This window comes from Thalassorhabdus alkalitolerans (assembly GCF_042656525.1).
Classification (GTDB): Bacteria; Bacillota; Bacilli; order Bacillales; family Marinococcaceae; genus Thalassorhabdus; species Thalassorhabdus alkalitolerans.
Genome location: NZ_JBHSOZ010000003.1, coordinates 435,863 through 450,789, shown reverse-complemented (window position 1 = coordinate 450,789; position 14,927 = coordinate 435,863). Strand labels below are relative to the sequence as shown.

Here is a 14,927-nt window from a genome sequence, read left to right as displayed (position 1 = left end):
GTGAATACTTTAATAGCCATAATTATAATATTTGGTGTTCTCGTTGCCGTGCATGAATGGGGTCATTTATATTTTGCAAAACGTGCTGGGATATTGTGCAGGGAGTTCGCCATTGGGTTTGGGCCAAAGCTGTTCTCTTTTAAGAAAAACGAGACAGTTTACACTATACGGCTGCTTCCGTTAGGCGGATTTGTGCGAATGGCGGGAGAAGATCCTGAGCTTGTCCAGCTTAAGCCTGGCTATGAAGTAGGGCTTGTGTTTAACCAAGTAGGTGAAGTCAGCCGAATCATTGTTAACAATAAATCGAAGCATCCGGAAGCAAAGGTCGTTTCTGTAGAAAGAGCAGACCTTGAACATGATCTTATTATTCAAGCTTATACCGGAGAGGAAGAAGAACTGCAAACCTTTAAGGTAAATGACAAAGCAGAGCTTGTTGTCGATGAACAAGCCTCTCAAATAGCTCCTTGGGACCGGCAGTTTGGTTCTAAGAAGCCAAGCCAAAAAGCACTGGCAATTTTTGCTGGACCAGCAATGAATTTTGTGCTTGCCTTTTTCCTTCTCGTCTTATTTGGCCTCATTAACGGGGTCCCTCAGTATGACCAGGCAGAACTGGGAGAGCTCACTGGTGACGGACCTGCCAATGAATACGGGCTGGAGGCAGGAGACCAGGTATTAGCTATTGGGGGAGAAGAAGTGAATACATGGGAGGAAATGACTGCCCAGATTCAGGAACACCCAAACGAAGAAGTAGTGTTTCAGGTTGAAAGAAATGGCGAAATTCTTTCCATTCCAGTCGTGACCACTTCCCATTATAATGAAATGACAGAACGGCAAGAAGGATTTATTGGAGTAAATGCTCCAGCGGAACACTCCCCAATCGAAGCGATCCAATTTGGAGCCGTTCAAGTGTATGAAGTCACAATATTAATCTTTGATGTTTTAGGCATGATAGTCACTGGTAATTTTTCTTTAGATTATCTCGCTGGCCCAGTCGGTATTTACAATTACACTGGCGAGGCTGCAGCGATGGGTACAATTCTCCTAATCCAATGGGCGGCCCTCTTAAGTGTGAACCTTGGCATTGTTAATTTACTGCCTCTTCCAGCTTTAGACGGAGGCCGGCTTTTATTTATTGGATTTGAAGCGGTACGGGGCAAACCTGTGGATCCTCAAAAAGAGGGGCTTGTTCATTTTGTAGGTTTTGCTTTATTGTTTCTACTCATGCTTGTTGTTACCTGGAATGATATAAATAAATTTTTCCTATAGAAATTAAGGTGTTAGAAAGAGAGGCACTAATGTATGAAACAGCAGTCGTTATTTAGTCCAACCATGCGGGACATCCCTGCTGGAGCAGATATAGCCAGTCATCAGCTTATGCTCCGGGCTGGCTTAATCCGCCAAAATGCCGCTGGAATTTATTCCTATCTCCCTTTGGGAAAAAGGGTGCTCCGCAAGGTGGAAGAGATCATTCGTGAAGAAATGGATGAAGCAGGCGGGCAGGAGCTTTTAATGCCTGCGATCCAGCCTGCAGAGCTGTGGGAGGAATCTGGCAGATTAGATGATTACGGTCCAGAGCTTATGCGCCTCAAAGATCGCCACACGCGAGATTTTGTACTGGGGGCTACCCATGAAGAAGTGATTACGAGTCTAGTAAGGGATGAGTTGAACTCTTACAAAAAACTCCCTGTAAACCTTTATCAAATCCAGACCAAATATAGAGACGAACGGCGCCCGCGCTTTGGAGTGCTTCGTTCTCGAGAATTTATCATGAAAGACGCTTATTCTTTTGATGCCTCAAAAGAAGGCCTTGATCAAAGCTATCAAGCAATGTATGAGGCTTATGAAAAAATATTCAGCAGGTGCGGCCTTGATTTCAGGGCAGTAGAAGCTGATGCAGGCGCCATTGGAGGAAAAGGCGGCACTCATGAATTTATGGTGTTGTCAGACGTTGGAGAGGATACGATCGCTTATTCTGACTCTTCCTCCTATGCCGCAAACATTGAGATTGCCGAAGTACCGAAACCAAACGTGGAAAGAAGAGGGGAAGAGAAGCCTCTTGAAAAAATAGACACACCGAACATGAGAACGATTGAGGAGTTGTCTGCCGGCCTTGGAATCGAGGCAAAAGACATTTTAAAATCGGTCCTGTTTTTTGTGGATGACGAGCCAGTGCTGGTACTCTGCCGGGGAGATCGGGAAGTAAACGATGTAAAAGTCGGCCGTTATTTTGATACTGTACAGGTGGAATCGGCCAGTCCGGAACAGGTACTGCAGCATACGGGCTGCCGTCCAGGCTCCATTGGTCCAATTGATCTGAAAGAGGGAATTCAAATTATTGCGGACCACGAGGTGGCCGGAATGATGAACAGCCTTTGCGGAGGCAATGAAGAAGACAAGCACTATACCAATGCCAATATCGAACGTGATTTTCGTGTCGATGGTTTTGGAGATCTGCGTTTCATACAAGAAGGAGATCCCTCAGCTGATGGCCAGGGAACAATTAAGTTTGCTAAGGGAATTGAAGTGGGTCATGTCTTTAAGCTTGGGACTAAATACAGTGAAGCATTAAAGGCAGAGTATTTAGATGAAAATGGAAAGACCCAGCCGCTAATCATGGGCTGTTACGGTATTGGAGTAAGCAGAACGGTGGCTGCAATCCTTGAACAGCACCACGATGAAAATGGCATTGTATGGCCAAAAGCAGTGGCGCCATTTGATCTCCACCTTCTCACACTAAATGCGAAAAAAGCAGAACAGAGTGAATTGGGCACCGAGTTATATGCCAGTCTCCGCAAGGCTGGATTTGATGTATTATATGATGACCGCAAGGAACGGGCGGGCGTAAAATTTAAAGACTCTGATTTATTCGGACTTCCTGTACGAATTGCGTGCGGGAAAAAAGCAGATGAAGGAATTGTGGAAGTGAAGGTGCGTCGAACAGGTGAAATGGAAGAGGTCCACAAGGATGAATTACCTTCTTATCTTGAGTCACTCTTCCACACAATTCAATAAGAAAAGAGAGAATGGTACCCTTTATGTAAGGGTACCATTGCCATTCTAATGGCCAGGTAAGCAAGGAGGGAAGAAGGTTGACTGGGGAAGACCAACAAATACGCAAGGAACGCTTTCAGTTGCTCCTTGAACAGATCATGATGCCTCAGGACGTTGTTAAGGACTATTTTCAAGAGGGGAAAATTGAAAAGCTGTCAATTTTTAAAGATGAAAAGCGGTGGCATTTCTATTTTCTATTGGATAAACCTCTAACCCATACAGTTTTTCTCCTGCTGCATGAGAGAATTCAGCAAGCATTTCAGCATATTGCTTCCGTGCAGTTTTCTATACGATATGAAGAAGGAGCTTTGCCGTCTGAAAAACTGCAAGAATTTTGGCCGGCAATCGTAGATAAGATGGAAGGAGTTGCTCCTCACCTCCGTCAAAGGCTTCAAAACAGTCCGCCAGAAGTGAAGGGAAATCACCTTGTTGTTACATGCAAAAATGAAGCAGAAGGAACAATGATTGAAAGAAGGGTTCAAGACCCTTTACATGATGCCTTGCTTTCTTTAGGGTTTAACAAATATCAGCTTCAGTCTCAAGTGCATTCATCCAAAGAAGAGCAAGAGCAGTTCGAAGAAAAGAAAAAGCAGGAAGACCAGACGAAAGTGATCGAAGCTTTGATGGAAAAGAAAAAGCAGGAGCAGCAGGCTGCGGAAGGACGGAAACAAGAACGCCTGCAAATCGGCTATCCCATAAAGGATGATCCGGTGGCCCTTGAAACCATTAAAGATGAAGAGCGTCGTATTACGGTACAAGGCTATGTATTTGAATCGGAAACCAGGGAACTGCGAAGTGGCCGAACATTACTAACCTTTAAGATTACGGATTATACAGATTCTATTCTCGTAAAGATGTTTTCTCGTGATAAAGAAGATGTCCCAAACCTGCAGGCAGTCAAAAAAGGCATGTGGCTTAAGGTAAGAGGAGGCATTCAAAACGACACCTTCGTGAGGGATCTGGTTATGATTGCAAATGATGTGATCCAGATAGATCCTCATGAGAGAATGGATGAGGCCCCGGAAGATGAGAAGAGAGTAGAGCTGCATCTGCACACGGCGATGAGCCAAATGGACGGAATCCATACAGCGGGCAGCTACGTGACTCAGGCAGCAAAGTGGGGACACAAAGCAGTAGCGATAACAGATCATGGAGTTGTCCAGGCTTTTCCCGAAGCCTATGGAGCAGCACAGAAGCATGGAATTAAGGTGCTCTACGGCCTTGAGGCCAATTTAGTAGATGACGGGGTCCCTATTGCATACAATGAAGCCCGCCGACTTCTAATGGATGAGACATACGTCGTTTTTGACGTGGAAACGACAGGGCTGTCTGTTGTATATGACACAATCATAGAGTTGGCAGCGGTCAAAATTAAAGATGGGGAAATTATTGACCGGTTTGAATCGTTTGCAAACCCTCACGAAAAATTGTCAAATACGATCATTGATTTGACGGGGATCACAGATGATATGGTTGCAGATGCGCCAGAAGTCGGCGATGTGTTAAAGGATTTTCATGACTTTATCGGTGATGATATCTTAGTTGCCCATAATGCAAGCTTTGATATGGGCTTTCTGAATGCAGGTTTTAAAAAAATTGGATTAGGCGCTGCTCCAAATCCTGTAGTAGATACGTTAGAGCTCGGGAGGTTTCTCTACCCGCAGCTGAAAAATCACCGATTAAATACATTATGTAAAAAGTTCGATATTGAGCTGGTCAGTCATCACAGAGCAATTTACGATGCGGAAGCAACAGGTTATCTGCTGTGGAAAATGGTGAAAGATGCTGTGGAGAACCATATTGAATATCACGATCAGTTAAATAACAACATGGGCCAAGGGGATTTCCACCGTCTTCGTCCGTCACACTGTATTTTGCTCGCGCAAAACCAGGAAGGCTTGAAAAATCTTTATAAGCTGGTTTCCATGTCTCATTTAAATTACTTTTTTAGAACTCCTCGCATTCCTCGTTCTCAGCTCCAACAGCATCGAGAGGGCCTTCTCGTCGGCTCTGGATGTGATAAAGGAGAGGTTTTTGAAACAATGATGCAGAAATCTCCGGAGGAAGCAGAGGAAGCTGCTAAATTTTATGATTATTTAGAAGTGCAGCCGCCTGCCAATTATCACCACTTAGTGGAAAAAGAGCTTGTAAGAAATGAAGAAGCGATTTATGAAATCATTAACAAAATTATAGACTTAGGGAAAAAGCTCAACAAAAAAGTAGTGGCCGCAGGAAATGCCCATTACCTTGACCCCCAAGAGCATATCTATCGAAAGATTCTTATCGCTTCCCAGGGCGGGGCAAATCCTTTAAACAAACAGACCCAGCCTCAGGTGCATTTTCGAACCACCCAGGAAATGCTTGAATGCTTTTCGTTTCTAGGTGATGAAAAGGCGAAAGAGATTGTTATAGAAAACACTCAGGCTATCGCTGATTCTATCGAGGAGATACATCCTATTCCGGATGATCTTTACACGCCAAACATTGAAGGCGCTGATGAGGAAATGCGGGAAATGAGTTACAACAGAGCCAAAAGTATATATGGTGATCCTCTTCCCGAGATTGTAGAAGCCCGCCTGGAGAAAGAGTTAAAGAGTATTATCGGTCATGGCTTTGCCGTTATTTATTTAATTTCTCAAAAACTTGTAAAAAAATCCTTGGATGACGGGTATCTTGTTGGTTCACGTGGTTCTGTCGGTTCCTCCTTTGTAGCGACCATGACTGAAATCACAGAGGTTAACCCGCTTCCGCCTCATTATGTATGTCCATCCTGCCAGCATTCATATTTCTTTAATGACGGTTCTGTCGGTTCAGGCTTTGACCTTCCTGAAAAAGACTGTGAAAAATGCGGAACACCGTATGTAAAAGATGGCCATGACATTCCCTTTGAAACCTTCCTTGGCTTTAAAGGGGATAAGGTTCCTGATATTGATTTGAACTTCTCGGGAGCATATCAGCCGAGAGCCCATAACTACACAAAAGAACTGTTTGGAGAGAAGAATGTGTATCGGGCAGGAACAATCGGCACGGTTGCCGATAAGACAGCCTACGGTTTTGTAAAAGGTTATCAGGGGGATCATGATCTCCATTACAGGGGAGCAGAAATAGACCGTCTCGTGTCGGGATGTACAGGTGTTAAACGAACAACAGGCCAGCACCCAGGCGGCATCATCGTTGTGCCTGAAGAGTACGATATTCATGACTTCTGTCCGGTTCAGTTTCCGGCAGATGATAAGACCTCGGAATGGCGGACGACACATTTTGATTTCCATTCCATTCATGACAATCTTTTAAAGCTTGATATTCTTGGCCACGATGACCCCACTGTTATCAGAATGCTTCAGGATTTAAGCGGAATCGACCCTAAAACGATTCCTGTGGATGATCCTGAGGTAATGAAAATTTTCAGCGGGCCTGATGTCCTGGGAGTGACCGAAGAGCAGATCCTTTGCAAAACAGGTACGTACGGTATTCCCGAATTTGGAACCCGTTTTGTCCGTCAGATGCTTGAAGAAACAAGCCCAAGCACATTTTCTGAACTGGTGCAGATTTCTGGGCTTTCACACGGAGCAGATGTGTGGCTTGGTAACGCTCAGGAGCTGATTCAAAGTGGAACGTGCGAGCTGAAGGACGTGATTGGCTGCCGGGATGATATTATGGTTTATTTAATCTACAAAGGAGTCGAGCATTCCCTGGCTTTTAAGATCATGGAATTTGTTCGGAAAGGGAAAGGCCTGCAAGATGACTGGGTCGAAGAGATGAAGAAAAACGATGTACCTGACTGGTACATTGAGTCTTGCCTCAAGATTAAATATATGTTCCCGAAAGCTCACGCCGCGGCTTATGTATTAATGGCTGTACGGATTGCCTATTTTAAAGTTCATTACCCGATCCTTTTTTATGCTTCTTACTTTACTGTAAGAGCCGGGGATTTTGACATTGATACGATGGTGAAGGGAGGAGGCCCGATCAAAGCAAGGATCCAGGAAATCCAAGCGAAAGGCTTTGATGCTTCACCTAAAGAAAAGAACCTGGTGACTGTGCTGGAGCTTGCCCTGGAAATGTGTGAACGGGGATTCTCTTTCCAGAAAGTAGATCTTTACCGTTCAAAAGCTACTGAGTTTGTCGTGGACGGGGAAACGTTAATTCCTCCTTTTAATTCGTTAGACGGTGTAGGAACAAATGCTGCCCTTAGCATTGAAAGAGCCAGAGAAGATGGAGAGTTCCTTTCAAAGGAGGACTTGCAGCAGCGAAGCAGAGCAACAAAGACTGTAATCGAGCATTTAGATGCTCATGGCTGCTTAGAAGGCCTCCCAGACTCAAACCAGCTTTCCCTCTTTTAAGAAAAACGGGAAGAGGGTGGCCTGTCTTGCAATATTAAGCAGAATATGGTACCTTTTCTATGGTGATACTTTGGATAACGAATGGGGAAAGAGTGGGGAAACCCACTCTTTCGTTTGCATTAAGGACTAATTTATCATATTAACAAATGAAAAGAACTGTATAAAAGGAGGTTTGGCATGAGCGATCGAGTGACTGAAATTACTTCTCGCTTGGTTGACCCTATTGTGGAGGAAATGAACCTTGAGCTTGTCGATGTGGAGTTCAAGAAGGAAGGGGAAAACTGGTTTTTACGTGTGTTCATTGATGGTGAAGATGGCGTTGATATTGAAGAATGCGGAAAGGTCAGTGAACAATTAAGTGAAAAGCTTGATCAGGAAGATCCCATTAAGCAGGCGTACTATCTTGAGGTTTCTTCTCCCGGTGCAGAACGTCCATTGAAAACAGAAAAGGATATGTACAAAGCGATTGGAAAGAACGTTTATGTGACAACTTATGAGCCGGTGGAAGGTGAAAAAGCATTTGAGGGAGCATTGATTGACTTTGACGGTTCTTTGTTGCAAATCGAAGTGAAAGTAAAGCAAAAGAAAAAAACGTATGAGGTACCATATGATAAAGTAGCAAAGGCCCGCCTGGCTGTTCTTATTTAAAGCTTATGGGACTAGGAATGGCCGAGAGACGGTCTTTGAAAGGGGGATATAACATCCATGAATAGTGACTTTATGGATGCGTTGTCAACGCTGGAAACAGATAAAGGAATTGAAAAAGAGGTCATTGTGGAAGCCATTGAAGCGGCTCTGATCTCGGCATACAAAAGGAATTTCAATCAGGCTCAAAACGTGCGGGTTGACGTGAACCGGGATACAGGAACCATCAGAGTATTTGCACGCAAAGAAGTTGTGGAAGAGGTGTTTGATCCGCGCCTGGAAATTTCCATTGAAGCAGCTAAGGAAATCAACCCGGCCTATGAGCTTGATGATGTCGTGGAAATAGAAGTTACGCCGAAAAACTTCGGCCGCATTGCAGCTCAGACCGCTAAACAAGTGGTGACCCAGCGTGTACGTGAAGCTGAGAGAAGCATTATTTATTCTGATTTTATAGACCGTGAAGAAGACATAATGACCGGGATAGTACAGCGCCAGGATCACCGGTTTATTTATGTTGATCTAGGAAAGGTAGAGGCCCTGCTTCCTCAAAGTGAGCAGATGAGCAACGAACATTATAAACATAACGACAGAATTAAGGCTTATATTACGAAAGTTGAAAAGACGACAAAAGGGCCGCAAATCATGATTTCTCGTACTCACCCGGGTCTGTTGAAGCGTCTTTTTGAGCTTGAAGTTCCGGAGATCTATGATGGCACTGTAGAAATTGTCTCGGTCGCTCGTGAAGCTGGTGACCGCTCCAAGATTTCTGTGTATGCTGAAGACAAAGATGTCGATCCTGTAGGCTCGTGTGTAGGTCCAAGAGGACAGCGGGTTCAGACCATTGTGGATGAACTGAAAGGCGAAAAAATTGATATTGTCCGCTGGTCTGAGAACCCGGTAGACTACGTTGCTAATGCACTCAGTCCTTCAAAAGTCCTGGATGTACAGGTGAACGAAGAAGAAAAAAGTACGCTTGTCGTGGTACCTGATTACCAGCTTTCACTTGCTATCGGGAAAAGAGGACAAAATGCACGTCTGGCAGCAAAATTAACAGGCTGGAAAATTGACATCAAAAATGAAACAGAAGCGAAAGAACTTGGGCTCTATGATCCTGAAACAGCAAATGTTCCTGGTGCGGAACCGAAGGAAGAGCCAGATGAGGAAAGCCACGTTGAAGGTGAAGAAGACTGGCTTGAGCCAGGTAATCCTGATGACCCGGAGATGGACTGGGACGAAAGTGAAAAAGACTAAAAGGGGAGAGGACAGTGAAAAAAAGAAAAGTGCCGCTGCGAAAATGCATAGCAACGGGTGAGATGAAGGCAAAGAAAGAACTTATCCGAGTGGTGCGCTCTCCAGAAGGGGAAGTTTCCGTTGACCCAGGCGGGAAAATGAACGGAAGAGGCGCTTATCTTACTAACAGCGAAGAATCTTTTTTGCTGGCCAAGCAAAAGGATTTGCTGTCCAGGCATTTAAAAGTCAAGCTGTCTGCAGAAGAATATGACAGGCTTGAACAGGAAAGACAAAAGGCGGGCAGGAAATGAACAATTCTTTTTATTCATTTCTTGGTCTTGCGGTCAGAGCAGGAAAGGTACTCTCCGGAGAAGAAATTGTCCTTAAGGAATTGAGGAAAAAGACCGTTTATCTTGTTCTTGTCTCAGATGATGCTTCCCCTAACACAAGAAAGAAAGTTCAGGATAAATGCACGTTTTATCAAATCCCGTGGCGTACTGCCGGGAGCCGGGATCAGCTTGGGCAGGCTATGGGGAAGGAACAGCGAGTAATCGCAGGCATTGGTGATAAGGGCTTTGCAGAAAAAATGATTTCACTTCTTGATGATTGATAATAAAAAGAGTTATGCTTTATATGATTAAGAGTTTTTTAGAGGGCAGGTGTTTTCTACACCTGTAAAGATTCTGAATCATTGACCTTGAAGACAAAAGGGCAGGATAAGCTTTCTTGTTTGCAAAGAGGCAAAGAAAAGAAGCATTCACCTTTTGATTATAAAAGGATCACTTGAAAGAAAAGGGACATCAGATCCCAATAGGAAGGCCGTGGTAATAGCATGAGTAATAATGATAAGAAAACCCAGAATAGACAAGGACAAGGAAACAGAAATCCTAACGCAAGAAAAGGAAAGCAGCAAAGACGAGGCGGAGGAGCAAGGAAAAGACCACAGCAGCCACGTCAAACAGTACCTACCCCGGAAAAAATCACTTATCCAGGCACTCTTACAGTAGGAGAATTAGCTGCAAAGCTTCATAAAGATTCTTCTGAAATTATTAAAAAATTAATGTTTCTTGGTGTAATGGCAACCAAAAATGAACAGCTCAGCAAAGAAACAATCGAACTCCTTGGGGAAGAATTCGGTGTGGAAGTAGAAGAAGAAGTCTATGTAGATGAGCTGGATATTGAACATTACGTGGAAGAAGATGATGATAAAGAAGAACATTTACAAGAGCGGCCACCTGTCGTGACAATCATGGGGCACGTTGACCACGGGAAAACGACGCTGCTTGACTCTATCCGCCATACAAAGGTAACGGAAGGGGAAGCAGGAGGTATCACCCAGCATATTGGTGCCTATCAGGTTGAGGAAAACGGCAAGAAAATTACGTTTCTTGATACGCCAGGCCACGCGGCTTTTACAACCATGCGTGCACGCGGTGCTCAAGTTACCGATATCACGATTCTTGTGGTAGCGGCAGATGATGGAGTTATGCCACAAACGGTTGAAGCAATCAACCATGCGAAAGCAGCTGAAGTTCCAATTATTGTGGCAGTTAACAAAATGGATAAAGAAAATGCAAATCCTGATCGCGTTATGCAGGAGCTTTCTGAACATAACCTTCTCCCTGAAGCATGGGGCGGAGATACGATTTTTGTAAATGTTTCAGCTGTTAAGAATGAAGGTATAGATGAACTCCTGGAAATGATTCTTCTTGTAGCTGAAGTGGAAGAGTTAAAAGCGAACCCTGATAAACGCGGACGGGGTACGGTCGTTGAAGCTGAACTTGATAAAGGAAGAGGGCCGGTTGCCACGCTTCTCGTACAATCAGGAACGATGAAAGTGGGAGACCCTATTGTAGTGGGTAACACATTTGGCCGTATTCGGGCCATGGTTAATGATGTAGGCCGTCGTGTAAAAACAGCAGGACCTTCTACTCCCGTTGAGATTACAGGATTAAATGATGTTCCACAAGCTGGAGATCAATTTGTGATTTTTGAAGATGAGAAAAAAGCAAGGCAAATAGGGGAAGCTAGAGGCGTACGGGCGAGAGACGAAGAACGCTCTCAAACGAACAAAGTCAGTCTTGATGATTTATTCGATCAAATTCAGCAAGGTGAAATGAAAGAGATCAATATTATCGTCAAGGCAGACGTTCAAGGCTCTGCTGAAGCATTACGAGGATCCCTTGAGAAAATTGAGGTAGAAGGCGCTAAGATCAACATCATTCATACTGGCGTCGGGGCGATTGCAGAATCAGATATTATTTTAGCAGCTGCATCAAATGCCATTGTCATAGGGTTTAATGTCCGCCCTGATGTAAATGCTAAGCGTACAGCGGAAGTTGAAAACGTGGATGTCCGCCTGCATCGTGTTATTTATGATGCCATTGAAGAAATTGAAGCAGCACTAAAAGGGATGCTTGATCCTGAATACCGTGAAAAGGTCATTGGACAGGTTGAAGTGCGTCAGACGTTCAATGTTTCCAAAATCGGCACTATTGCCGGAAGCTATGTCCTTGAAGGGAAAATCACCCGTGATTCTGATGTCCGTCTGATTAGAGACGGGGTTGTCATCTATGAAGGTGGGTTGAATGCTCTGAAACGCTTTAAAGATGATGTTAAAGAAGTGCAAAACGGGTATGAGTGTGGTGTAACCCTTAATAATTTCAACGACATTAAAGAAGGGGACATCATTGAAGCCTACGTAATGGAAGAAATTAAACAGGCATGATTGGTGTAGTTCATTGCGAATGCTTCATCTATGAAGCGGGCAGCTTAAAAGAAAAGCGGTCTGTTTTACAAAGCCTGGTCACACGTTTAAGGCAAAGGCTTAACGTTTCAGTAGCTGAAGTGGACCATCAAAATGTCTGGCAGCGTACAGCTCTTTCAATCGTTTGCGTAGGCTCTGAAAAAGAGCCCGTGGAAAGAGAACTGCAGCGGGCTCTTTCCTTGATTGACGGAGTTTATGATTTAGAACGAACAGTCACAACGTATGAGTGGCTGTAAAAAGGAGGACCTAGATCATGGGCAATGTAAGAGCTCACCGTGTAGGAGAGCAAATGAAAAAAGAACTGGCAGATATTTTCACCAGAGAAATTAAAGATCCCCGGGTTCAGTTTGTGACTGTGACAGGTGTAGACGTTACAGGCGATCTGCAGCAGGCAAAGGTCTTTATCACTGTTCTTGGTGATGAAGAAGAAAAAGCCAAAACAGTCAAAGCTCTCCAGGATGCGAAAGGGTTTATCCGCAGTGAAGTGGGGCAGCGGATACAGCTTCGCAAGACTCCGGATATTTCTTTTGAGATTGATGAGTCCATTGAATATGGGAATCGGATTGAACAGCTGTTAAAAGAAGTGAAAACAGACAATCGAGAACAGTAAAGGAGAAAGGATAGGCAAATTTATTGTCTATCCTTTTCTTCCCTTTAAAAATTTAAAGAGTATCTTGAAAAATGAAATAAATTATGCAGCAGGGAGTTTATAATATGGATGGTATTTTGCCTTTATATAAACCAAAAGGCTTGACCTCGCATGATTGTGTGATGAAGATCAGAAAAATATTTCAAACGAAAAAAGTTGGACATACAGGTACCCTCGACCCGGAAGTCGATGGGGTGCTTCCTATTTGTATTGGAAGAGCCACGAAAATATCTGAGTACTTAACAGCAAAGCCAAAAACATACAAGGGAACCGTAACCCTTGGCGCGGCAACCGACACAGAAGATGCAACTGGGAACATCATTGAACAGATAAGCGTCTCAAAAGCCCCGGCGATAGCTGATATTGAGACCGTTATAAAGCAGTTTACCGGGACGATCACACAGGTCCCCCCAATGTACTCAGCCGTTAAAGTAAAGGGGAAAAAGCTTTACGAGTATGCAAGAGAAGGGGTAGAAATTGAACGGCCCAAAAGAGAAGTAACCATCTATGATTTGTCTTTTCATCATCAGTCGGTCCGTTCCGAAGAAAAAACAGTAAGCTTTGATTTTACGGTGACATGCAGCAAAGGAACCTACGTACGCACATTGGCTGTGGATATGGGGCGTGCTCTTGGTTACCCTGCCCATATGTCTGCGCTTACCCGTACTGCTTCAGGTAATTTTACGATAGAAGAGTGCGTAACCTTTGAAGAGCTTGAACAGGCAAAAAAAGATGGTTCTCAGGAGGAGCACCTTCTTCCCATTTCCACAGGACTGAAAGATTATGAAAAAGTGGAAGTTGATCGGGAAATCGCAGAGAAAGTGTTAAATGGCGGGGTATTTGAAAGGTTTTCAACCGTCTCTTCTTCTTCATTCTTAATCTCGTATCAAGGAGAAATTCTTGCCATTTATACAGATCATCCGAAAAAGCGAGGCATGGTTAAGCCTGAAACCATGCTGGGGAAGCGAGGATAATAGAAGTTTAGTTGCTTCTCTTTTGGCTGTATGAAAGAATATAAAGTAGGGTTGCAAGAAAGGCAGTGAGGCACGGAGACCCGCTTTGTTAAAAGAGGGCGGCCTCAACTAAAAAACGGAAAGAAAATAAGGGAATTAGTTTGGCAGGTGATAGCTGTGGAAACCATATATCTTTACCATCCTCACTCATATACAAAAAACGACCTTCCAGAAACCGTTATAGCCTTAGGTTATTTTGACGGCGTTCATCGGGGGCATCAAAAAGTGATCAAAGCTGCAAAGGCGGAGGCTGAAAAGAGGAGAGCTGATTGTGCGGTGATGACTTTTCACCCTCATCCTAAATCTGTCTTATCTTCCAAGGTTAATGAAGAAGACATGAAATATATTACCCCGATGCCAGATAAAGAAAGTGAAATGAAGCGCTTGGGAGTAGATCGCCTCTATATTGTTAACTTTGATCTTACGTTTGCAGCCTTGACCCCTCAAGAGTTTGTGGATCAGTACTTAATCGGCCTCCATGCAGTACATATCGTGGCGGGCTTTGATTATTCTTATGGAAGAATGGGAAAAGGAACGATGGAAACCCTTCCTTTTCATTCAAGAGGTCAATTCGGTCAATCGACTGTAGGAAAGCTTGAAGAAAAGGATGAGAAAATCAGTTCCACGTTGATCCGCACTAAACTAAGTGATGGTGAGATTGAGGAGGCAAATACCCTTCTTGGCCGCAGGTATAAGGTAACAGGAAAAGTCGTGCATGGGGAAAAAAGAGGACGGACAATCGGTTTTCCTACAGCTAATGTATCCTTTTCCTTTCCTTATGTATATCCAGCGCTGGGAGTTTACGCTGTGTCGCTAAAGGTTGGCCAAAATGTGTATGACGGGGTCTGCAATGTTGGCTATAAGCCTACCTTTCATAAAGAAAGAAAAGGAGAACCCAATATAGAAGTCCACCTTTTTTCCTTTGAAAAAGATATTTATGATGAAGATGTAGAGGTCATCTGGCACAAAAGAATTCGTCAGGAAAAAAAGTTTTCTTCCGTGGACGACCTTGTAAAACAAATTGAAAAAGATAAACAGGAAGCAGAACACTTTTTCAAAGAAGAGAAAAGCCGGGCTCCTTCAAAATAGGTTAGTGAAGGAAAATAACTGTGATCTCTTGCAATTTGCACGAAAAAAAGGTATTCTAATCAATGTATTAAAAGTGACCACTTCTTGGCTGTATCGATTCTCCGACGAACTGCTAGGAACTGGTTGAAAAAAATTCAAGG

The 14,927-nt window shown here is 43.8% G+C and carries 12 protein-coding genes; all 12 read left to right on the top strand.

All coding sequences use genetic code 11. The annotated features are described in order from the left end of the window. The 12 genes from rseP (at nucleotide 1) to ribF (ending at nucleotide 14,787) form a co-directional block, all read left to right on the top strand. Complete coding sequence (gene rseP / locus ACFPU1_RS04860; RefSeq protein WP_100399320.1) at nucleotides 1–1,266, top strand: RIP metalloprotease RseP; 1,266 nt, start codon at nucleotides 1–3, stop codon at nucleotides 1,264–1,266. Between the two features lie 33 nt (nucleotides 1,267–1,299). Next, nucleotides 1,300–3,012, top strand: a complete 1,713-nt coding sequence (locus ACFPU1_RS04855; protein ID WP_385939160.1) for a proline--tRNA ligase — start codon at nucleotides 1,300–1,302, stop codon at nucleotides 3,010–3,012. 77 nt (nucleotides 3,013–3,089) lie between these two features. Then, entirely contained in the window at nucleotides 3,090–7,394 is a 4,305-nt protein-coding gene (locus tag ACFPU1_RS04850; protein ID WP_385939158.1) for a PolC-type DNA polymerase III, read from the top strand. Between the two features lie 177 nt (nucleotides 7,395–7,571). Then, on the top strand, nucleotides 7,572–8,042 hold the full coding sequence (rimP, locus tag ACFPU1_RS04845) for a ribosome maturation factor RimP (protein WP_385939156.1): 471 nt from the start codon (nucleotides 7,572–7,574) through the stop codon (nucleotides 8,040–8,042). Nucleotides 8,043–8,099: 57 nt separating this feature from the next. Continuing rightward, nucleotides 8,100–9,290: a transcription termination factor NusA gene (nusA, locus tag ACFPU1_RS04840; RefSeq protein WP_385939155.1), complete on the top strand. Its 1,191-nt coding sequence runs from the start codon at nucleotides 8,100–8,102 to the stop codon at nucleotides 9,288–9,290. A gap of 14 nt (nucleotides 9,291–9,304) precedes the next feature. Next, nucleotides 9,305–9,580 (top strand): RNase P modulator RnpM, encoded by a 276-nt coding sequence (gene rnpM, locus ACFPU1_RS04835; protein WP_385939153.1) that lies wholly within the window; start codon nucleotides 9,305–9,307, stop codon nucleotides 9,578–9,580. Continuing rightward, on the top strand, nucleotides 9,577–9,879 hold the full coding sequence (locus ACFPU1_RS04830) for a YlxQ family RNA-binding protein (protein WP_385939151.1): 303 nt from the start codon (nucleotides 9,577–9,579) through the stop codon (nucleotides 9,877–9,879). The genes rnpM and ACFPU1_RS04830 overlap by 4 nt, the downstream gene beginning before the upstream one ends. A 222-nt stretch (nucleotides 9,880–10,101) precedes the next feature. Next, on the top strand, nucleotides 10,102–11,997 hold the full coding sequence (infB, locus tag ACFPU1_RS04825) for a translation initiation factor IF-2 (protein ID WP_385939149.1): 1,896 nt from the start codon (nucleotides 10,102–10,104) through the stop codon (nucleotides 11,995–11,997). Further along, on the top strand, nucleotides 11,994–12,272 hold the full coding sequence (locus ACFPU1_RS04820; RefSeq protein WP_054635331.1) for a DUF503 domain-containing protein: 279 nt from the start codon (nucleotides 11,994–11,996) through the stop codon (nucleotides 12,270–12,272). The genes infB and ACFPU1_RS04820 overlap by 4 nt, the downstream gene beginning before the upstream one ends. Before the next feature lie 17 nt (nucleotides 12,273–12,289). Beyond that, nucleotides 12,290–12,646 carry a 30S ribosome-binding factor RbfA gene (gene rbfA / locus ACFPU1_RS04815; protein WP_054635332.1) on the top strand — a complete coding sequence of 119 codons (357 nt, stop codon included), beginning with the start codon at nucleotides 12,290–12,292 and terminating at the stop codon, nucleotides 12,644–12,646. A 104-nt stretch (nucleotides 12,647–12,750) separates the two neighbouring features. Continuing rightward, nucleotides 12,751–13,659: a tRNA pseudouridine(55) synthase TruB gene (gene truB / locus ACFPU1_RS04810; RefSeq protein ID WP_385939146.1), complete on the top strand. Its 909-nt coding sequence runs from the start codon at nucleotides 12,751–12,753 to the stop codon at nucleotides 13,657–13,659. 156 nt (nucleotides 13,660–13,815) lie between these two features. Continuing rightward, on the top strand, nucleotides 13,816–14,787 hold the full coding sequence (gene ribF / locus ACFPU1_RS04805) for a bifunctional riboflavin kinase/FAD synthetase (protein WP_385939144.1): 972 nt from the start codon (nucleotides 13,816–13,818) through the stop codon (nucleotides 14,785–14,787). The last annotated feature ends 140 nt before the right edge of the window (nucleotides 14,788–14,927 follow it).